The following is a 22,448-nucleotide window of genomic DNA, read 5'->3' on the forward strand; positions in this document are numbered from 1 at the left end:
TATTTTCAAAATAATCTACTGTTTATGTGTAGAGTTGATTTCTGTATCGGAAAATAATTTCTTAGATGATGAAGTAGGATTGAAAAAATTGTAAACTTTACTAATTATACCTATCGAATTTAAGAGATATGAATCGTCATAACTATAAATACGACAATATTAAGCCTGTCCATTGGGAGGATATTGGCCAATTTTTTCTTGATTCCTTTGGAGACGAGTATCTTCGAATGTTTGAGCTTATATTAGAAATTCAGGCTTCAGAACTTAAAGACCGCATAGTTGGAATTACCTCAATAAATACGCTAATACTCAGTGTAAACCATCCTATAGGCCCGCAAAAAAAAGCCTTGCATATACGTTATTATCCTAAGGAAGATCTATGGTCTTTTGTTTATTATTTTGCTCCCTTTTCACTCACTCGTTTTTCAAGAACCTATCCGGGAGAACAGGGAATTGAAAAATTTGATCAGTTTATTCATTGGATGCGCTGGTAGTTAGGGGCTGTATCCGTCAGTATATTCCTGTAATCTTATTTTTAGGGTAAACGTATATCAATCTGAAAAACTAATGAATTGAATCGTTGTATCGTTTTTCTCATAGGTATTGGATGTTCTTTAAACCATCAATTTTAAAAAAGAATACCCAGCGATATTTTTAATGAGTATTTGTATAAAATGTTTAAACAATAAAACATAATGAGATAATTTATATTTAAAATTTATGATTTAAATTAATATTCATAATTTAATTTATTATATTTGCGATAAATAAATGTGTATTATTGTATTTTGTAAATCGATGAAGGGAGGAAAAATAGTCCGGATTATAGGAGGCAAAAGTGTAAAGAGAGCTAAAGAATCTATAACCCTTACAGCTACAGAAGGAGATCTTACTTTTAATGCCAGGCAGGTCAATATGATAGGCAGAAATGGAGGTGTACAATACCTGAATGATTATCGGCCGCCTTTACCTTTACAGGTGGCTCAAATAGAAGGCCCCCTGGATGAACAGGGAGAACAGGTTTCAGTCGTAGAAAAAGGGAAATCCTATAAGTTCCGGATTGTCCGGTTTACCCGTGAAATAAAAATGCCGTCCGAACCCCGGCAGGTTTGCTGGGCATTACAATGTGATGAAGGAACTATCCAACAGGTAACAGGCGTTAAAGGTAAGCAGGAAGTGACAGTAGATATATCCGGAAACGAAAGTTCGGGTAAAATCACGATTTATGCATATATTAGTACTCCCGAAGAAGAAGGCAAAGCCGAAGCTGTGCTGAAAGCTAAGGCAGGAGGAATCCATACCCGGTTTTATGATGAGCAGGGACAGCAGATCTATGAAATACCCCCCAAGCTGCATAAAGCTTTTAATGAAGAGTACGGTATAAAGATTGCCTATGATAAAGAAAATGAAATGCTATATCATGAAGGTGACTGTGACCCGGCGTATGAAAAGGTGTCTCCTACTGCTATAGAACATTGGAAAAGGGAACTGAACCCGGAAACTATATCTAAAGGTAAACTATTGTTCGGATATAATTTTGGGTATGAAGCTTATTCTGAAAGTAAAGATAAAGATGGAAATACTTATGATAAAAATGAAAATTTATTAAAAGATTTTCACATTAAACAAAAAAATATAGATAAAGGAACAGTTCCAGGGTATAGGAAAGTTATAAAGAATTATCAATATAAAGATGGTTCTATAGGAAATAAAATCTGGGATATGATAGGAAATATTGCATGTATTGATTTAGGTGATTTTAACGATTATTTAGTAGATAAAGGAGTTTCTTATAATTTAAATATTGAAAAAGAGCGTTATCAGGTATTTAAATTGAAACCACCTGAATTTACTAATAGATATTCAGGGCTTCCAAGAGTTTTAGAACATGAGTTTATTGGTCACGTCATAATGAAGTTAACAGATGATCCATATGAATGGAATTCAGTGCAAAAAAATACTTTAGGTCCTAATCCAGTTGAAGGGGAATTAGGAAATGTGATAAGAAGAGAATTAGATTTGCCTGATAGGTTAAATTATACAAGAGGTTATAAAATGAATAGCAAGGATGATGATGCAAGTAATATTAGATTTGGATATATGAATGGGAACAATAGAATTCCTCACCCTGATGCTGACTATGAAGGAGTAGATAGAAATTCAGATTTTGCTTTCTTTGGTCCTCCTCCCAAATATCCTACACTTGAAGGAGAAGCTATTATAAAGGAAAAAGATTATATTATTTTAGAAAAAGTAAATTATGTTATTAAAATTGAATTTGATGGAGCTAATGAAACCTTTAATTTTAGTTAATTTATTCTTTTTTAGTATTCTTTTGCAGGGGCAATCAGATTCTTTGAAAAATAATGACTTAGTAGATTTTACTACTATCAAATCCAAAATATTTCAGAATATAATTCTATCCAAAGAATTAGAGAATGATACTCAATGTAAAATGATAGTAATTCCATCTCTTTCATTGGGGGTTAAGAAAAAATATGAATATTTAGAACCATATAAAAAAAAGGATTCTCTTACATTAAATATAATAAGGAATGTTTTGCCTCCCAATTATTGGGTATATCAGAAAGATAATGAATTCGAATATATTAATAAGGGAAGTGATTTAATAGATTATTATATTGATTCGGACTCCATTTATGCTCATAATAAACTTTTAGAAAACAGAGAACGGAAATTATTCACTAGTGATAAAGGATTTTATTATTATCATTGTAATGATGAATTTGACATTATAAAAATTTATGAACCCTTTGATAAATGGGCTGATCTTTATTTTAATAGTAATGTTATTAAAATAGTAATTCCTGTAAAATATGAACACGTTGAACGCTTCAATATTAAGGAAAAATATTTTTTATATAAAGTAGAATTGTATGAAAATGGTACAGATATAAAATCTGTAAAGCTGGAATAAACAAAATTTGAAATTAAGAAATAAATCAACAAAAAACTAGTAAAAATAAGTATATATAGATACTTGTATTTTATTCAATTTGGGTATTGAAATGAAAAATTTTCAAAGTTTTTATATCATAACTCTCAATTATAAATATAATGAAAAAATATTTGATTTTATTTAGTTTTTTGTTGTTAAATGTATCAGTAGTTTATGGACAGGATTGTTATAAACCTTGTTTGTATAGAGCATCAATAGATTCAACTAAGATAAATATTTATACACATTTACTTCAGGCTAAGGAGTTAAAGAATGAAAACACCTTATTTTTAGTAGATATTCAGTCTAACGATTTGGATATAGATTTTTTTACGGGAACTTATTTCTTTATAAATAATATAACAGAAAAGTTAGATACTCTTTCTGTAAAAAAAATTAAGCAAAAATTCCCTGCTAATGTTTATCATATTTATGATGAGCCTTGTTTGGAGAAGTACAATGAACAAAGGCGACAAACGGAATTGGCATACAACAGATTTAAAGCAACTGCTCTAAAACATAATCCTGACTATACTTATATAAGAATATTTAAACCTCTAGATAGCTGGGCAAATTTATATTTATGGTTATCTTATTTAGAAAATGGAGCGCCTTATGAAATAATTCCAGTATTCTATGTTAAAATGAAAGGTTATGAAGAAATAGAAAAAAAATATTTGCTATATAAAGTAACTTTCTCAAAAGAGGGAAAGATTGAATCTGTAAATATGATAAATTAAATACGATGTACAACGTAAAGGGTTTACTTTTTCTTAGTCTGTTATTTTTTCAATTAATATTTATATGTGGACAAACTGATTGTACTAATATTTATTATGGAAATTTATGTTATCCTAAAATAGATACAGTTAAATTAAATATTTATGAGTCTATTCTTTTTTCTAAAGAAATAAAAAATGACAGGAAATGTCATATAGTCACGATTAAACCTAGGGCATTACATACTTCTTATGTTCAAAATTATGGATTTTATAAAACTAAAGAAGTTGAAGATACTACTTCTGTTAAAAATTTACGAAAAAAAATGCCTGAATCTTATTCAATTTATTCTATAAATGATGATTTAGCTAATTCAATTGAAAGTCAGGAATATTTACGTTACCTAAATAACATAGAAAGAGAAAAAAGTCAAGATACGTTGTATGTCGAAAAATTTTTATACGAAGATATATGTGAAAATAGCTATGATATAATAAAAATACAAGCACCCTTAGATAGTTGGGCTAAAGTTTACGAAGCAAACATTTTATTAAATAAAGCAAGTGTGATAATTCCGGTTATTTATGAATCTTTTATAGATAAACCTAAATATCTTTTGTATAAGATAGAATTGTATAAAGGAAGCACTAAAGTAAAATCCGTTAAAGTTGTGCAATTAGAATAACTAAAAACTTGGAATAAATTTTTAGGACATGTTATATTAAATTATTTTGATCTTCCTCCTTTGGATAGCGTTAAAGCTATAGAAATAGAAAAATTATTAGGTAATATTATACGGGCTGAGATAGGAATTGCTGAGAGAAAACAATCTAATATTATAGAGACAAGTACAAAAGAACAAGTCTTTGTAACTACATTTGGTTTTCATGAAAAGTGTAATGAAAATATTGAAGATTCTTACAGATGGCCAGGAGCACCTGAACCAGCCTCTAAATGCCCAAATACGGAAGGTAAAGCTTTAATAAATTTAGAAAATGTTTTAAAAATAGCGCAAACAAATTATGCTATTTTAATAAAATACAAATATAATGAGAATATATACGATTTTATTTAGTCTGTTATTATTCAGTTTAATTTTACAAGGGCAAAATTGTTATAACAAATGTTTAAACAGAAAATTAATAGATTCAACGAAAGCAGAAATTTATAAGTCGCTTTTATTATCAAAAGAAGTGAAAGATGAAAATAGATTACAATTAATCAGTATACAAACTGTTGACTTAGATATCGACCCTAACCACTTTATGCCCTTACTCACATTGAAGGAGAATGTGGATACTATATCTATACCTAACTTGAAAAAAAAGTTTTCCAATAATTATTATATATTAGAAGAAGGAAATTATGAAAAATATATAAGAGATAATGAGCAGAGAGAAATAGCATATAGATATTTTCGGGAATATACTTCTGGTGGTTACATGGATACTTACACATTTATAAGAGTGTATAGACCATTAGATAATTGGATAAATCTCTACTTATACCTTTCGAATTTACCCGATGGAGTACCTTATGAGATAATTCCTGTTTTATATACTCGCATAAAAAATAATGAAGAAATAGAACGGAAATATATGCTTTATGAAGTGCGCTTTACTAAAGAAGGAGAAATTAAATCTGTAAAAGTGGTAAATGAAATATAGAAGAAAAGCTAATAAAAGCTTCTTCAATTATAAATTAGGGAATATTTTTTTATAAAGATTGTTCTGTAATAAATAAGATTTTAAATTAAAAATGAACATAAACTAAAAATATGTAAAATAATAATATGGCAATATTAGAAAAGCAGCAAAGAGGAATCGCATGTGAATATTATGTAGCAGGTGAACTTTCTCGATTAGGTTACAATGTTTCTATAACTTTTGGGAATACAAAAAGTATCGATCTTTTATTAGAAAAGAATGACTTTACAATTGCTATACAAGTTAAAGGTATCCAACGTACAAAATCTATCTGCTGGAATTTGGATAAGACAAAAGTAAAATCAAATATTCTGTATGTGTTAGTAAATTTGCATGCAGATCAAATTGATAAAAAGCCTGAGTTTTTTGTTCTAACAGCTACTGAAATTCTTGAACAATTTATAAATAGTCCGAAACAAGGTGAAAAGAGAACTTATCTTAATTACAACCGAATTAAAAATAATTTGAATTTCAAAAATAATTGGTCCAAGATTGATTTAATAATGAAGAAAGGTGATGAGAAAATAAATTTTATTACTACAGGAAAATATTTATCTATCTGGCAATTCTATTTAGATCATATTATCAATGCTTTATTAAGTTCAAAACCTATAAATTCTTTACAATTAAATCCAATTCTTTTTAGTGAAGCTGGAAGTCGACAATCATATTCATTTAGGATTAATTATTCTGGAGGCAGAGTGACCAATAATTTAGACAGTAGTGCAGTAGCGAGAGATTTAGATAAAGTATTGACTGTACACAAGCACTTATTAAAGAATACCATCATAAAACTTTCAAAAGATTTTGAATTAAGAATAGAAAACTACTGAAACCATGGCAACAATTTTTAAAGATGTAAAATACAATCTTCTTTCTCATATAATTATTGACTAACTGAAGAGAATAATATATTATGTCAAGCCGATAAAAAATAAGCCTGAAAATGAACTTTATTACTAAACTTTCTGCTCGCATCGGAATGGAGGATGTCAAAGAAATACTTTGTCTGATTCGTGATAATGAGGGGCGAAAAGAAGAATTATATACCCTGGTTAGAGGGGCAGATGAAACGGTAGGGTATTATGCCGCCTGGGTTTTTACCCATTTAACCTCTCAAGAGAATCCATGGTTATACCCTAAACAAAATGAATTAATAGACGAGGTGTTGACTTGTAAACATAAAGGTAAGCGAAGGCTTATACTGAATTTACTTTACAAACAACCCTTCGTCAAAGAGATTAGGGTAGATTTTCTTGATTTCTGTTTGGAAAGAATGAGTTCTGTCGAAGAACTTCCCGGAGTAAAATCGTTGTGTATAAAGATAGCCTATGAATTGTGCTTTCCTTTTCCGGAATTAACCAATGAGCTTAAAACAACGCTTGAGATGATAGAAGGGCATCAAAGTCCAGCCATATTGAGCATCAAAAACAACGTATTAAAAGCGATGCAAAAAGGGAAGAGGTTACCAAAAGTTTAAACATCATTACGGACACTACAGATACATCTAAATATAGCTAAGTATTTACTAGGTAAATATGAGGAGATAACCGCATCTGCATTTCACTTACTCTTTATTGCCCAATGGGAAACTCGGTTTTTTTTCTTTAGGATCAGCGGGTAGTTTTTATACATCCCATAGCACGGGAATTTAATGAGTACGATTAAATTTTTCAAAAAATATATGGAAAATTAGGATGAGTTGCATCTAATAATAAAAATAAGTAACTCATTAAAACAAATACGTATGAAAAACATATTTTTCATGATTCTCGCATTATTCGGATGGTTTGCCTTTGTCCCTTTAACAGGACAAGAAACTAAAACCGTTATGCCAAGAATACTCATTGACGGTTCCCGTCCGGATGAAAATTCCATACAACTAAAATCTATGGATATACAGGTAGAAATTTTCGGTAATCTGGCCAAAACTACTACTACGCTGGTATTTACCAATTCTTCTCACAGCAACCTCGAAGGAAATTTAGTCTTTCCCTTACCCGAAACGGCATCGGTCAGCGGGTATGCGATAGACATCAACGGAAAATTGAGGAATGCGGTTCCCGTTGCTAAAGCTCGGGCAGTTGAGGTATTAGAAAGTATACAGAAGCAAAATGTAGATCCCGGAATTCTGGAAAAAGTGGAAGGAAATAATTTCAGAACCCGAATATCCCCCATACCGGCCCAAGGATCAAGAACAGTGCAAATATCCTATTACCAGACCCTAAAGTCAGATAAATTTAGTTATCAGTACCATTTACCGCTGAATTCCGGTAAAAAAATTTCACAGTTTATCCTTACAACAAAAGTATATCAGACAGGTTACAAACCTATTTTGGTAGAATCGCCGGATGGCTCTTTTAATTTCTCTCAAAATAACCATGTTTACGAAGCCAGTCTATCAAAAGCAGACTTTCTTCCTACGAAATCATTAATTATCAGATTGCCTCAGGTAAAAAATAAAATAGAATCATTTACCCAGAATAACGTAGATGGATCTGTGTATTTTTATGCACCTTTATTGCAGGAAATTCCATCTACCCCCAAAGTGTGGTCTAAAAATATTGGAATTATCTGGGATAATTCTTTGAGTGGATTAAAAAGAGACCATGAAAAAGAATTGCAGCTTATTGATAAAATCGTATCACAGGAAAAAGAGTTAAATATAGAAGTTTCCTTAGTAAATATTAATCTGGAAAAAAGTAAGCTATTTAAAATAAAGAATGGAGACTGGTCAGAGCTCAAACAATATTTGCAAACGGTAACCTATGACGGAGGAACCAATTATTCAAAAATAAATAGTTTGAGCTTAAAAGCCGATGAATACCTGATGTTTTCAGACGGTATTTCATCTTTTGGTTCTAATGAGCTTTATTTGAACAAGCCTGTGTATACCATTTCTTCCGCATCAACCTCTAATTTAGGAGTACTTAAATATATTGCTCAAAAAACCAGAGGTAAATTTATAAATCTTAATGAAGAGTCGGTTGATGATGCTTTTACTAAATTAAACAGAAATACGCTTCAGTTTTTAGGAATTAAGAATGAAACGGTTTCTGAAGTTTACCCTATGTTGGGGACGGAAGTGTATCAGGGTTTTTCAGTTTCGGGAATTTCTAAAAGTAAGAATTCAAAGCTGATCATTTTATTAGGAAGAAACGGAAAAGTAGAAATTCAAAAAGAAATTGATTTAGAAAACTCTTCGCAAAATTTAGAAATAAGTAAAATTTGGGCGCAGCATAAAATAGATTTCCTGGAAATGAATGCTGAGAAAAATAAAGAGGAAATAGAGCAGATAGGAAAACAATTTTCAATAGTTACAGCCCATACCAGTTTTATAGTACTGGAAAATGTATCCGATTATGTGAAATATCAAATCAATCCGCCCGCAGAACTTCAGAAAGAGTATAATCGATTAGTAAAGCAAGGCTGGACACAAAAAGAGACCCGTAAATCTAATCTGTTACAAATAGCCATTGCCAAAGCCAGGGAGTTACAAGATTGGTGGAAAAAAGATTTTAAGCCTGTCAAACCCAAATACCCTCAGCCGGTTAAAGATACTGTTATAGCCAATTGGGAAGAGGTAGCCCAAATGAGAAATGTACACCCGGTACCTCCGCCAGATATGCACGAACAACAATATATGTCAGTCAGTAGTATTGTTTTAGATGAAAATCAACAGAAATCCTTTTCTTCCAATAAACGGGTAGTAGGTAAAATGATAAAGGAAGAAAAAGCTGGTGAAATTCCCGAAATCAAAATTATGGATGTAAAATCAGATAAAGAATATATAAAATTGATAGAGGCTTCAAAAACTCCGTATGATACTTATCTGGAACTTAGAAAAGAGTATATGGAAACACCCTCATTTTATTTTGATGTAGCTACCTATTTCTTTCAGAAAAAAGATAAGGAAACAGGATTAAAAATTTTAAGTTCATTGGCAGATTTAGGCTTAGAAAATGCAGAATTGTATAAAATGCTGGCTTATAAGCTAAAAGAAATTGAAGAATACCCCGCAGAATTGTTTATTACAAAAAAAGTTCTGGATTGGAGACCTTTTGATGCTCAAAGTTACCGTGACTATGCATTGGCTTTGCAGGATAATAAACAATACCAGCAGGCATTAGAACATTTATATAAAGTGCTGACTAACGACTATTCCGTAGAAATAGCCAACAGAGACCGAGATATCACAGAAATTATAGTACCGGAAATTAATAATCTGGTTTCACTATATCCTAAAGAATTAAATCTTTCAAAAATAGACTCAAAAATCCTTGTAGATATTCCGGTAGATATACGTGTAGTCATGAATTGGAATAAAGATATGACAGATATTGATTTATGGGTAACAGATCCTAATGGGGAAAAGTGCTATTATGGTCATCGTTCTACAGCAATTGGAGGACGAAACAGTGAAGATGTTACTCAGGGATTTGGCCCCGAACAATTTATGCTGAAAAAAGCAATTCCGGGCAAATATAAAATACAAACCAATTTTTTTGCTGAGAGACAAATGAGTATTACCGGACCTACCACCATTTCCGTAGAAATATTCCTTATGTATAGCTCAGGAAAACAGACTAAGAAAATGATTACTTTTCAAAATAATAATCCTGACAGAGGAAATGAAGGTATTTTAATAGGAGAGTTTGAATTTTAAAATATCAGACAGGTTTTAATCTCATTATTCGCATTCATACATAAATTGAAAAAAACACAGCTATTTTCTAATATAGTTGTGTTTTTTTGAATAAATAATGGAGAATAATAATGCTTTTTCTATTAATAAACTAAATTTAAACAAATCGATAAGATGTTTTATCTTATAAAAAGATTTTGTATATTAGGTGGTTTATTGATAGGGTTAAAATAATATAAGATAAAATATGGGAAATAGAGTTAAAAATCATTTTGAAAATGAAGCACAAGAATATGATGAAATAATTATAAAACTGATTCCTTATTATAAAGAAATGATTCATGCTATTGTGGCTGCTATCCCATTTAGCTCTAACAAAGAGATTGATGTTATGGATCTGGGGTGCGGCACGGGTACCATTAGTTTGGCCGTTCGCGAAAAATATTCCTTAGCTAAATTTACAATGGTGGATATTGCAGAAAATATGATTAGGATAGCTCAACAAAAATTAGGAATAACCACTCAAAGTATACATGCAGACTTTAACGATTTCAATTTCGATAAACAGCATGATGTAATTATCTCTTCTCTGGCTCTACATCATTTAGAAACAGATGCAGATAAACAACTTTTCTACAATAAAATTTATAAAGCCTTAAAAAAAGATGGAATTTTTATTAATGGAGATGTGGTCAAAGCTCAAACAGAACAATTACAGGAAACTTTTATAGAGGAATGGGTTAACTATATGAAACGTTCTGTGGATATAAGAGAAATCGAAGAAAAATGGTTGCCTAATTATTATGCCGAAGATAGACCCATCTCATTGATGAATCATCTTGCAATGTTGGAAAAATCCGGATTTAAGGATATCGATGTCATTTGGAAATATTATGGTTTTTCCGTTTATAAAGGAAGCAAGTAGTATATATTTAAACAGAAGATCTTTTTATAAATTACCCTAATCTTATTACTTTAAAATAAGTGAAATAAAAGACCCGTATACACCCATAATATAATAGTGTATCTTTGTAGTATGAAAGAAGAAAATCCTGACAAAAATATATTATCCAATATCGGAATTGAAAGTCTAAATCCTATGCAGCTGGCAGCGCAAGATGCCATAGTAAAAGATTCCGAAGTCGTATTATTATCTCCTACCGGTTCAGGGAAAACCTTAGCATTCTTACTGCCTGTTCTACAATTGTTGGACGAAAATATTTCAAAAGTACAGACATTAGTCATAGTTCCCTCGCGGGAATTAGCTTTGCAGATAGAGCAGGTTTGGAAAAAGATGGGTACTTCTTTCAAGGTTAATGTGTGTTATGGCGGTCATTCTTTGGATACCGAATTGAAAAATTTAAGTAGTCCTCCGGCTTTGCTTATTGGAACACCTGGTAGATTAACGGATCATCTGGAAAGAAAATCTTTTGATACTTCCTTTATTAAAACTCTGGTGCTGGATGAATTTGATAAATGTCTTCAGCTAGGGTTTCAGGAGGAAATGAATACAATTATTGAAAAACTGCCTAATCTGGAAAAGAGAATTCTTCTTTCTGCAACCTCCGATGTGGAAATTCCCGATTTTGTAGGAATGGAATCTCCCGTATTTCTCTCTTATCTGGAAGAGGAAAAGAGTGAAGCTCTTTCTCTTAAGAAAGTTATATCTCCGGAGAAAGATAAAATAAATACATTGGCAGATCTTTTATGCTCCTTAGACTCTGAACCTGCATTGATTTTCTGTAATCACAGAGAAGTAACCGAGCGGGTGAGCGATTTATTAAATAACAAAGGAATATTGGCCGGGTATTATCACGGAGGAATGGACCAGGAAGATCGGGAACGGGTTTTGATACAATTCCGAAACGGGAGTTTAAATTATTTGGTAACTACCGATTTAGCTGCTCGTGGATTGGATATTCCGGAAATGAATCATGTGATCCATTATCATTTGCCGGGAAAAGAAAGCGAGTTTATTCATCGTAACGGTCGTACTGCGCGTATGCAGGCAGAAGGAACGGCTTATATTATACATTTTGAAGGAGATGCATTAGCTGATTATATTCCTGATCATTTAGAAGTTCTTCCGTTAAAAAGTGGTAGTCCTTTGCCTAAAGATCCGGAATACAAAACTATTTATATTAGCGGAGGTAAAAAAAATAAGCTTAATAAAGGAGATATAGTAGGATTCTTTTTACAAAAAGGAAAACTAGGGAAAAATGATTTAGGAATTATTGAAGTAAAAGACTTTATTTCCTTTGCTGCAGTACGCAAATCAGCGGTTCGTTCTTTACTGGAAAATATTAAAGGAGAGAAAATGAAAGGCAAAAAATATAAAATTGAAATAGCCAGAGACGTAATTAAAAAAGAAGAATAAGTACCTGTACAGATTTTTCAAATAATTTCGTAGAGAAATAGCCCAGACTAGATTTAATATATCCTAACAAAAGCCCGGAAGAAAAAATCTGTGATTAGATGTGTCTTCCGGGCGGTAGTTTTAATTAAACATAGGTGGTTAGAACTATAAGTTTTCCCACTATTTTAAAGAATTGTTTTTTTACTATACTTTTTTTGGTTTTTTTTAAGCGTAGTACAATTTTAAATACTTGGAGTATCAGATTTCAGAGCCTCAGTGATAAGCAAAGCTTCTCTTTCTCCGGATCTGACAGCTCCTTCAAAATATCCGTTCCATACCGTAGCTGTTTCTGTTCCTGCCCAGTGAATGCTGCCTACAGGTTTACGAACCTGATCGGAATAAAGAATAAATCCACCGGTAGGAAAGTGCGCGGCAAAACAGCCTTGAGTGTAAGCTTTGTCCTGCCAGTTATACTCTATCAGGTCAAGAGCATCTAAAGCTTCGTCACCATACATGACAGCAAGCTCCTTCAAAAGAATTTCTTTTCTTACCTCTTTATCTGCCTGCACTATATCCGTACTAAACCCATAAACGAAAAAGGTGATAATTCCCTCCGGATGCCCAGGAACCGAATTGTCTATGGTTTCAGTGATATAACCATCGGTAGTTAGAGTTTGCCCAGAAAGTCCTTTATCCCGCCAGAAAGGTCGTGAATAAACAGCGTGATACTTTAACGCTCTGCCAGGAAGCTGATTTTGTATAGTTCGTTGCTTTTTAACCGGAAGCGGAGGGAAAAAACGAATGTAACTATTGGTAACTACCGGAGGGGTGCAGATAATAACTTTCTTAGCTTTAAATATACGATGATCAGAAGTATGAACGGTAACACAAGTATCGCAATGATCAATTCTTACTACTTCTGCATTAAAAAATATATGTTCTCTTCCCAGATCATCAGCCATTCGGGAGGCCAGTTCCTGCGGTCCTCCGACCAGGCGATCCTGCTGCGCTCCGCCTTCAGCAGAAGTCAGTATTTTTACCCCCTGTCCGCTGGCAACATAGTAAAGTCCCTGTAAGAGAGATATTTCACAGGAGTCCACAGTCAATAAAGCTCCGGTAATAATCCTATTGATAAATTCTACAATTACATCATCAGAGGTATGAGAACGAATCCATTCTAAAAAAGTGATTTTATCATATTCCTCAGCGTTAGGACTCAACATAGGATTTTCCAGGTTAATCGACTCAATCAACCGATCTATTTCATTCATTATGGCATAGGCCTCAGCCGGTACATCTTCTATTGGTAAACCGTTTACCATGTATTGTGCTGCTCCGAATAGCTGAGTAGGAAATAAATCAATCTGATATTTATTTACCAGTTCATACATACGATCCTGCGTAGGACCAATCCATTGTCCTCCCAAATCTATCTGGAGTCCGCTCTCCAGGTATCTGGTTTTTGTTCTCCCGCCTACACGGTTCCGGGCTTCCAGTATCAGACTGGAAATCCCGTTTTCTTTTAATTTTAATGCAGCAGACAATCCGGCAAATCCGGCACCAATGATTAAAACTTCTGTTTCTTTTGTTTTCATAAATTAAATATTTATTTAAAATTTGTTTTTATACGATATGTTATTCTATTGTTTTTATAATAAGTTTCAAAAATACTGCCTTAAAACGTTATAATTCAGTTTGAAAATATTTGCATGTTTTTTTTATTTATATTTTATTGATATATAGGTTTCTGCATTTTTTTGAGAACATGATGTTCTTTTTTAAACTTCTTTGGCATGCTTGTATGTGTGTGTAAATATTTGAAAAAAAGAATATTAACTTTAGATTGAAATTATACGGATACTATTTATTACAGCGAATCAAATCTTTATAATTCAAAAAAAAATCCGTATAAAAAAATGTATATTTATAAGTATATTTGCAGTTTTTAAACGCTGCTCATGATTAAAGTTTTCAAGTTCTTTTATAACTATAAATTTACTGTAGTTCTTATTGGTTTTCTTACACTGCTCTGCTTCTTATACGCTAAACAGGGGCTCTATTATGCATTTTTGCTTTCCATTCCCGGTGTTTTAAGTTTAGTACTTCTTATTAATTGGTTAGCAAAAATCAGATATTCATTGTTCTTTACTCTGATATTATCATTGATTATAGCTTTAGATGCCTATTTTGCAATTATTTTTAAAAATCCGGTCTCTTTGGGAGGAATGGCTTCTATATTTGAAACTAACACACAAGAAGCCTGGGGAGCTATGAGGCAGGCTTTAGTGCCCGGGTTACTTGCAATTGCAGGTTGTATTGCTATCGTCTTACTGTCTCGTAAAGAATTAAAAACATCAGGTATTTCAAAGAAAAAATCAATTATTTTCCTAAGTATTTATTTAGGTGTATTTGTTCCTTTCAGTCTGCTAATGATTATCAATCAGACCGAAAGGTTAAATTTGGAATACAAAGAAAATCCTGTTTTAACAGTTCAGAAGGTTTCTTCAATATGTTTACCGGTGGTTTATAATGATCTGATAACCATAGTGGCTTACAAAAATGAAATGAGAAGGTTTAAACAGTTTAGTAGTATAGACAGGAAGTTGCCTGAAAAAATTACTTTTTTAAATTCTGAAAATTCTCCGGAAAAAATTTTTATGGTCATTGGTGAAAGTTCCTGGCGAAGCCGGTACTCACTTTACGGTAATTCAGTTCAAACAACACCATTTTTAGACAGTTTGTCCACAGCAGGTCACAACCTCAAATATTATAACGCTGTAAGTCCGTCTCCGATCACCCGCGAAGCTTTAAAAATTATACTAAGCTTTTCTACCCCATTTCAGAGTCAGTCATTTTTCAATCAAAAAAATATTATAGAACTGGCGAAAGATGCAGGATATGAAACTGTTTGGATTTCAAATCAGGCAAAAATAGGAATGTTTGATAGTTATATCGGTTTTATAGCTTCCGGTGCAGATGATAGTTACTTTACTGAAGTTCGCGGAGATAATAAAACCAAAGACGATTTGCAGCTGATAGATATTTTAAAGGAAAAATCTACGCAGGGCAGGAAACAGTTTATTGTTATACATTTGATGGGAAGCCATATGTGGTATGGAGACAAGTCGGATGAAATTGATAAAAGTAAAATTAATGGTGAATGGGGTTTTGAGCTGCTGTATGATAGATCCATTCATCATACGGATAGAGTTCTGAGGGAAGTTTTTCAAATTGCAGATAAAGAAAAAAAATATCTAATGATGTATTTTCCTGATCATGGGGAAAGAATAGGCGAAGGACATGGTTTTTTAGGACGTGGCTCTCATCAGTTTGAAATTCCCTATATAACAATAAACAGAGAGTTTGAAAAGATTAATGAAATAATTCCTCAATATATCGATAAAGAAGCTTTGCTGCTTAATAGTTCAAACACCATTTATATTATGGCAGAAGTGTTAGGATATAAAATACCGGAAGAATTTAAATCAAGAGCAATTAATGATGGTAAATATATCTATCATGTGGATTCCAAACCTTATTTGTATGCAGATATCGAAAAAGAAAATGAAAAAATCAACTGAAGGAAATAAGCAATAAACCAGTAAGATAAAGCACAAAATGCCTGTTTACAGGCATTTTGTGTGTATGTATATTAATTTATATTACTGATTAATAATTAATTTTTTAGATAATTTTCCGTGGCTGGTATCAACCGAAACTACATATACCCCTTGAGTTAAAGGATAAGTATCAAAATCTATCGTATGTTTTTTTGCACGCTCATCTTTACGGAATTGTTTAACCAGTTTTCCAGATAAGTCGTTTATTGATACGGAAATATATGAATCGTTTTTTAAAGATATATCCAGGTTTACATTACCATGAGAAGGATTAGGATATACCGTTAAAAAGCCTATGGATTTAGTTTTTATGTCCTCTGTTCCGGCTGTTTTTCCCTGAAGCAGAAATTCTTCCATGATGTGAGTTAAAAAGGTGTTATCTATCTGACCGATTCCTGAAATTTTTCCCGCATATTTACCATTTATGTTGTCTTCAGCGCCTACAAAAACATCCATGGGCGTATGGTTACCCGGAGTTCCGCCGGCAACATCCCCATTTCCATTGGTAAGAGGATTAGAGGCATAGGCAACAACGATTCTTCGTCCGTTATTTTCAACTGTCGGCCACAGCTCTTCACTTCTGTCCTGAAAGACATAAGTAGAGTAGTTAGGGTACCATCCGTTCGGGTTATTTGTTCCAAAATCTACATCACCTCTTTTCACTCCGGCCGGATTAGCTACAGTAGTAACAGTAGCAGAACCGCTGGAAGATGCATTTGACCCGTTTTGTCGGGGTCCTAAAGCATACGTTCTTACATAGGTTCCTTTAGATTGTGCGTCATTTGCATCGTGTAGACCCACAATAGCTGTTCCTCCACATTCATGATCAGAAGCAGAAAATATTAATGTTTGTGTATGGGTTTCTTTCAGAAGTTTTCGAGCTTGGGCGACTGAGTAATCCAAAGATAAAACCTCCTTAATCAGGTAATCGGAACCGTAAACATTGGTGTGACGTTCGGTGGTAGGCAGGGCACTGTAAATAGCATCTCCACCACCTACGTATGCGGGCTGATCAGAGTCTACGGAATAGGTGTTCTTTCCATTTCCTGAAATTACAGTAATACCTCCGCTGTTTGCATGTTCCAGGTGATCAATTCTACCACCTTCAACCATTAAAAAAAATCCTTTTTCCCCCCCTTTGGCTTTTAATATTTTAATAGCCATTTCGGTCATTTCAGGTAATGAAGGCTCCCATGGAGCATTCATCTGCCGGTCCTGCTCATAATTGTCATGCGAAGCATTAAACAAACCGATTAATTTAGTGTTGTTATCTGGTGTAAACTGAGAGATATCTATATTCAATAATGCATCTCGGCTGTTTACGTGTACAAATCCCCTTTGTTTGGCAATTTCTACAAGATTTACATTATCAGCACGTTTTCCTTTAATGGTTACAGTTTTTCCATTATATGAAATTGTATTTCCTTGAGAATCCAGAACATCTTCTGCATAATTATTCGGTAAGAAATGCCTTGCACCTCCACCTAATAATACGTCAATTTCAACTCCTATTTTAGGATCCGGTAAAGTCCAGTCTCTGGCAGGATCGTAGGGAGCAATAACGGAAGCCGGATTATTAAATATTTCTTCATATTGTTGTTTAGTTGAAGAAATAAATTGTGCGGCTATGTAGTCTTCAAGATCCCGAAACCAAATATGCGAACCAAAAGTGGCCGGTGTGGCATGCGTTATACGTGTAGTAGTTATAAGCCCTACTGCGTAGCCTTCCTTTTTAGCCTTTTCCAAAATGGTTTCCACCGATTCTCCTTTGCCTACATTATAAGAAATGGCTTCATTATCCAGTTTTCCGGATTCTCCTGCGGAATATGCTGAAGCTCCCGGTCCGGAATCGGTAATCCATGAATTTAAGCTATGGGTAGTTAATGAACCTTGAAACTTTAATTTATCTAGAGCCAGAATCTGATATCCGGCATCTTTAGTAAATCTTTTTCCTTCTGTTCCTTGTCCCAAAGACATTCTTGCAGCTACTTTGGCCGAAGTTCCAAATCCGTCACCAATGAACATAATCATTTGTTTTGGGAGTTCATTCTGTGCATATACTCCTGTCCATCCTAAGGAAGCTGTTAAAAATAAGAAAATTTTTTTCATTAATTATTTTATCTGATAGTTGAGGCAAAAGTCTGTTTTTAATATTAATTTTTGGTTAACAAAAAATCAAGAAATGGTATCGTTCAGTTAAGATACGGTTACAAAATGTTTATATTATGGTTAAATCGAAGCTGCTGTTTTTATACTATTTTTTTTTACACTTCATTTGTAAAAATTTTATAAATAATGAAAAAACTGATTCTGAGTTTAATTTTTATTTTCACAGCAATGATTGCTTTATCAGCACAAGAAGTACAAACAAGTTTTCTGTTTGGTAAAAGCAAAAAGTATGTAGTATATGAAAGTGAAATTTTCGAAATTGACAAAAAAGGGGAATTAAAATCATTGATTAAATTCCCTGATAAGGTTTATAAAGCTTTGCTTGTACAAGATCATTTATGGTTAGGTACTGATAGTGGAGCTCAGGTGTTTGATATACATACCCTGACAAAGTTAAAAGAAGAATTTATTTCAGATAAAATTGTGGATCTTACATTGGATGCAGAAGGTGAAATATGGTTGGTCAGCCTTTTTAAGGGAGTTTACAGACAAAATATGGCCCATGTCTTTGAAAAAATGCTGGATGTTATCACCAATTATTGTATAACAGCAACACCCGATGGAAACATATATGTGGGAACCAATCTGGGTATGTACAATCTTTCTTTGAAAAAATCTGGTTTTATAAGATATGCAGAAGAGGCACATAGTGGTAACGGGCTACCGGATAATATTGTAGAATCACTCTATTCTGATAATGATTCCAATGTTTGGATAGTTATGCCCGATAATATAGCATTTAAGAAAAGTGATAATTACTTAGGAGAAATTCCAACCTTTTCTTATGTAGGTAACAAAGAAAATAAATTATATAAAATAGTCGGAATAAAAGATCAGTCTTATTTGTTTATCACTCAGCAGGGTATCATGCTTTTACCATCAGGTTCATTAAAAGAACATAGTCACAATGATGAGGTTTTCAGCGGGCACGATACCAATGCTTTTCAATTAACCAATGAATTTTTAGGAGCACCGTCTTCTCTTCACTCAGAACCAGTTCTTTTCGCAGAAAGCGACGGAAAACAGATTTATTTTTTTACACAAAAAGGTATATGGGAATTATCGGAAAAGAAATTGGTGAAAAAATTAAAAAATCACTGAAAAGTAAACGTTTAATAATCAAAATAAAAAAGAGTATCTTAACAAAGATACTCTTTTTTTGAGCGGAAGACGAGGGTCGAACTCGCGACATTCAGCTTGGAAGGCTGACGCTCTACCAACTGAGCTACTTCCGCTTAATTATGATGCAATTTTACAACTTTTTTTTGATTTACAATAAAAAAAAACAGGATTTTTTCTTTGTATGCTTTTTTATATCTATAAATAATTGATTATGAATATTTTTTTTAATCAGCTAAATTAAACTAAGCCTCAAAGAGAGATTTTTTTACCTTGTTCAGGAAAAATAAGCGAAACTTCTAAAACATTATGGGTAATCAGTTCTTTTTTTATAGTTTCTATAGCCGTACCTGATGGTTTTAGATGCGTTATGATCACGGGTAGATTTTTAAGTTTGCCGCTTTTGCAGTAGGATGATAAATGAGTGAGTTCTTCATAAAGGAGGGCAGGTGTCAGATGACCAAATAATAAATTTTCAGGCTGGGAATTAGGAAAAGATACTTCAATAAGTATGGCTTTCAAAGAACCTTGATTGATTAAAGGAGCAATAGTTTTCCAAAGTAGTTTCAACTGTGTAGACTTTTCTATCCGGTCTGCTCCCGTATCTCCTAAATAAAGAATATATTGATTTTCAGATTTCACCAAAAGGGCAGAACTTTTATAAGGAGTTCCATGGCTTAATTCAAAAATTTGTCCGGTAAGTTGTGTGTTGTCAATAGCAAATGTATCAAAAGCGTTAAAAGACCGGTAATAATATTTATTTAATTGGGGAAAATTACCTTCATTGGCAAAATTGATCCAGGGTCCCTCTGTGAAATAATATTTTTTTAAAATTTCGATAACCGGAGAAAGGGCATAAATGTTTTTAGGTGAATCGTCCGGAGAATTAATAATCATTCCTGAAACATGATCCAGATGTCCATGGGAAATAAAATAACCTTTAATATTATTTTTCAATAAGCTATCCGGACTTCCAGCTAAAGATTGCTTTTCAATAGCTTTTTTTATTCCGGTCCGTATAGTTCCGGCATCCAAACATAAAAATTCATTTTTGTCTTTTTCACTGATTATATATGCGGAAAGATTGTCTTCATCTAAACCTCCGTATATACCCAGAGGTATCAGGTCGAAAGTTTGCGAATGGCATAACAAGCTGAAAAGCAGTGTAAGTGTGAAAATTATATATTTCATTATTTGAATGATTATAATGATGCAAATTAAGTTATTTTAAATAAAAAAAGGCAGGTGATCCTGCCTTTTCAAAATTTATTTTCAGTTGAATCAGGGCTCAACAATTTCTTTAACGGTATCTCCGTACTTGTCAACTACTGTTGTATGAATTTTCATTAATTCCGCCCATCGTCTAAAGGCTCCCACAAAGACAAAAAGCATTAAAAGCATAGCTATTACAGCCAGGGAAGCAAGAAGGTATTGTTCTTTAGGAAGGTATATATCCACCACTTGAATATATCCTGCCCAAAAAGTGATAATAGCCATAAAGACTCCCGGAATGGCAGAACATAAAGCGTATTTTTTTCGATTCATACGAATCAGCATGGTTGTACATACAATGAGACCGCAGGCGGCTAATAATTGGTTGCTGATTCCGAACAGAGGCCAGATGCTACTCACATTACCTGTGTACACGAGATATCCCCAGGCAAAGGTGAACAGGATGCTGCTGATTATTATGCCAGGAACCCAGTTTTTATCGTTAAATTTAGGAATTACTCCTCCCAGCATTTCCTGTAGGAAAAACCGTCCTACACGAGTTCCGGCATCAATAGCAGTAAGAATAAATACAGCTTCAAACATAATGGCAAAATTGTACCAGTAAGCCATTAATTCATCCATATAAGGAATATTATTGAAAATATGTGCCATACCTACTGCCAGGGAAACCGCACCACCGGTACGTCCGTGAAGATCAATACCAATATGGTCTATAAAATACTGAAGATCGACACTATGCAAATCCGGATGTGCTGCCAGGAAGCTCTGGTAAGCATCCACTGGTGTATTGATAGCAAAATAATCTCCCGGCATCAACGTACAGGCTGCAATTAAGGCCATCAGGGCAACAAAGCCCTCTACTAACATTGCCCCATAACCAACAAATAATATTTCTTTTTCATCAGAAATCATTTTCGGTGTGGTACCTGTTGCAATAATTGCATGAAATCCGGAGATAGCTCCACAAGCAATAACAATGAATATGAAGGGTAAAACCGGTCCTCCGATCACGGGTCCTCCTCCGTTCACAAATGAAGTGATTGCAGGCATTTCAATAGTAGGGTGAACAAATATAATACCAATAGCAAGCATCAAAATAGTTCCGATTTTAAGATAAGTGGAAAGATAGTCTCTTGGAACCAATAACAGCCATACGGGTAAAACAGATGCAAGAAAGCCATAAATAGGAATGGCTATGGAAATAGTCTTAATATTCCAGTGAAACATGTCATTTAAGGTTTCATTCTGCATCAGGTGGTGCCCAGAGATGATGCCGGTGACTAATAAGACAACTCCGACAATACTGGCCAGTGTTACGCTGTCTTTTCTGTATCTCATAATTAAGCCCATCAAAACGGCAATGGGCATAGTGATAATCACTGTAAATAAAGACCATGAAGCTTCGTGCATAGCACTTATACAAGCTAGTGATAGTCCTGCCAGTGTCAGTATAAGGATAAATAAAATGGCAAAACCGGCTATGGTTCCTGTAACTGGACCAATTTCTTTCGAAGCTATAGTGGCCAAGCTCTGTCCTTTGTGTCGAACGGAAGCAAATAGTACTACCATATCGTGTACACCTCCACCCAATACGCAGCCTATAAGTATCCATAAAGCTCCGGGCAAATAACCGAACTGGGCAGCCAGTACAGGACCTACCAATGGTCCTGCAGCGGCAATAGCTGCAAAATGATGTCCAAAAAGAACATTTTTGTTGGTGGCTACATAGTCATGACCGTCAGCAAATTCAATTGCAGGCGTGACATTTTTTGAATTCAGGCGTAAAACCTTTTTAGCTATAAATATACCATAGAAACGATACGCTATGGCAAAAATCAGCACTGAGACAAATACAAGTGTCAGAGCATTAATTCCGTTTAAAAATTCCATTAATTTGTGATTTTAGATATTATATATTTAT

General features: G+C 33.4%; 18 protein-coding genes and 1 tRNA gene. 14 read left to right on the plus strand and 5 right to left on the minus strand.

The window, feature by feature from the left end; genetic code table 11:
- Positions 1-128: 128 nt before the first annotated feature.
- The 12 genes from EOV51_RS06885 to EOV51_RS06940 all read left to right on the plus strand — a co-directional run bounded on the left by EOV51_RS06885 (position 129) and on the right by EOV51_RS06940 (position 12,407).
- Positions 129-494, plus strand: a complete 366-nt coding sequence (locus EOV51_RS06885; RefSeq protein ID WP_128151218.1) for a hypothetical protein — start codon at positions 129-131, stop codon at positions 492-494.
- 304 nt (positions 495-798) lie between these two features.
- Positions 799-2,313 (plus strand): hypothetical protein, encoded by a 1,515-nt coding sequence (locus EOV51_RS06890; RefSeq protein ID WP_128151220.1) that lies wholly within the window; start codon positions 799-801, stop codon positions 2,311-2,313.
- Positions 2,291-2,938, plus strand: coding sequence for a hypothetical protein (locus tag EOV51_RS06895; RefSeq protein ID WP_228427756.1), 648 nt, complete (start codon positions 2,291-2,293; stop codon positions 2,936-2,938). Before EOV51_RS06890 ends, EOV51_RS06895 begins: the two co-directional genes overlap by 23 nt.
- A gap of 140 nt (positions 2,939-3,078) precedes the next feature.
- Positions 3,079-3,699: a hypothetical protein gene (locus EOV51_RS06900; protein WP_128151224.1), complete on the plus strand. Its 621-nt coding sequence runs from the start codon at positions 3,079-3,081 to the stop codon at positions 3,697-3,699.
- 5 nt (positions 3,700-3,704) lie between these two features.
- Positions 3,705-4,364, plus strand: coding sequence for a hypothetical protein (locus EOV51_RS06905; RefSeq protein WP_128151226.1), 660 nt, complete (start codon positions 3,705-3,707; stop codon positions 4,362-4,364).
- Between the two features lie 60 nt (positions 4,365-4,424).
- Positions 4,425-4,754 carry a hypothetical protein gene (locus EOV51_RS06910; RefSeq protein WP_128151228.1) on the plus strand — a complete coding sequence of 110 codons (330 nt, stop codon included), beginning with the start codon at positions 4,425-4,427 and terminating at the stop codon, positions 4,752-4,754.
- The gene (locus EOV51_RS06915) at positions 4,729-5,346 is read left to right on the plus strand and encodes a hypothetical protein (RefSeq protein WP_128151230.1); all 618 of its coding nucleotides are present in this window, start codon (positions 4,729-4,731) and stop codon (positions 5,344-5,346) included. Before EOV51_RS06910 ends, EOV51_RS06915 begins: the two co-directional genes overlap by 26 nt.
- 125 nt (positions 5,347-5,471) lie before the next feature.
- Complete coding sequence (locus EOV51_RS06920) at positions 5,472-6,218, plus strand: PDDEXK-like family protein (protein ID WP_128151232.1); 747 nt, start codon at positions 5,472-5,474, stop codon at positions 6,216-6,218.
- 113 nt (positions 6,219-6,331) lie between these two features.
- Positions 6,332-6,865 carry a hypothetical protein gene (locus EOV51_RS06925; RefSeq protein ID WP_128151234.1) on the plus strand — a complete coding sequence of 178 codons (534 nt, stop codon included), beginning with the start codon at positions 6,332-6,334 and terminating at the stop codon, positions 6,863-6,865.
- A 267-nt stretch (positions 6,866-7,132) separates the two neighbouring features.
- Positions 7,133-10,051 carry a VIT domain-containing protein gene (locus tag EOV51_RS06930; protein WP_128151236.1) on the plus strand — a complete coding sequence of 973 codons (2,919 nt, stop codon included), beginning with the start codon at positions 7,133-7,135 and terminating at the stop codon, positions 10,049-10,051.
- A 226-nt stretch (positions 10,052-10,277) separates the two neighbouring features.
- The gene (locus tag EOV51_RS06935; protein WP_128151238.1) at positions 10,278-10,955 is read left to right on the plus strand and encodes a class I SAM-dependent DNA methyltransferase; all 678 of its coding nucleotides are present in this window, start codon (positions 10,278-10,280) and stop codon (positions 10,953-10,955) included.
- Between the two features lie 111 nt (positions 10,956-11,066).
- Positions 11,067-12,407 carry a DEAD/DEAH box helicase gene (locus EOV51_RS06940; protein WP_128151240.1) on the plus strand — a complete coding sequence of 447 codons (1,341 nt, stop codon included), beginning with the start codon at positions 11,067-11,069 and terminating at the stop codon, positions 12,405-12,407.
- A gap of 221 nt (positions 12,408-12,628) precedes the next feature.
- On the opposite strand, the gene EOV51_RS06945 is transcribed toward EOV51_RS06940, so the two are convergent.
- On the minus strand, positions 12,629-13,981 hold the full coding sequence (locus EOV51_RS06945) for a flavin monoamine oxidase family protein (RefSeq protein WP_128151242.1): 1,353 nt from the start codon (positions 13,979-13,981) through the stop codon (positions 12,629-12,631).
- A 363-nt stretch (positions 13,982-14,344) separates the two neighbouring features.
- On the opposite strand from EOV51_RS06945, the gene EOV51_RS06950 reads away from it, so the two are divergent.
- Positions 14,345-15,967 (plus strand): phosphoethanolamine transferase, encoded by a 1,623-nt coding sequence (locus EOV51_RS06950; protein WP_128151244.1) that lies wholly within the window; start codon positions 14,345-14,347, stop codon positions 15,965-15,967.
- Positions 15,968-16,048: 81 nt separating this feature from the next.
- Here the strand turns inward: EOV51_RS06950 and EOV51_RS06955 are convergent, their stop codons facing one another.
- A complete protein-coding gene (locus EOV51_RS06955) occupies positions 16,049-18,115 on the minus strand; it encodes an alkaline phosphatase (protein ID WP_128151246.1) in 2,067 nt (688 codons plus the stop codon).
- A 186-nt stretch (positions 18,116-18,301) separates the two neighbouring features.
- Here EOV51_RS06955 and EOV51_RS06960 point away from each other — a divergent pair, with 186 nt between their 5' ends.
- Complete coding sequence (locus EOV51_RS06960) at positions 18,302-19,276, plus strand: hypothetical protein (protein WP_128151248.1); 975 nt, start codon at positions 18,302-18,304, stop codon at positions 19,274-19,276.
- A 61-nt stretch (positions 19,277-19,337) separates the two neighbouring features.
- Here EOV51_RS06960 and EOV51_RS06965 read toward each other — a convergent pair.
- The 3 genes from EOV51_RS06965 to EOV51_RS06975 form a co-directional block, all read right to left on the minus strand.
- Positions 19,338-19,410: transfer RNA gene (locus EOV51_RS06965), tRNA-Gly, on the minus strand.
- Positions 19,411-19,546: 136 nt separating this feature from the next.
- Positions 19,547-20,485 carry an MBL fold metallo-hydrolase gene (locus EOV51_RS06970; protein ID WP_128151250.1) on the minus strand — a complete coding sequence of 313 codons (939 nt, stop codon included), beginning with the start codon at positions 20,483-20,485 and terminating at the stop codon, positions 19,547-19,549.
- A 90-nt stretch (positions 20,486-20,575) separates the two neighbouring features.
- Positions 20,576-22,417: a carbon starvation CstA family protein gene (locus EOV51_RS06975; protein ID WP_181951015.1), complete on the minus strand. Its 1,842-nt coding sequence runs from the start codon at positions 22,415-22,417 to the stop codon at positions 20,576-20,578.
- Between the last annotated feature and the right edge of the window lie 31 nt (positions 22,418-22,448).

The sequence above is a fragment of the Apibacter raozihei genome (genome assembly GCF_004014855.1).
Lineage (GTDB): Bacteria > Bacteroidota > Bacteroidia > Flavobacteriales > Weeksellaceae > Apibacter > Apibacter raozihei.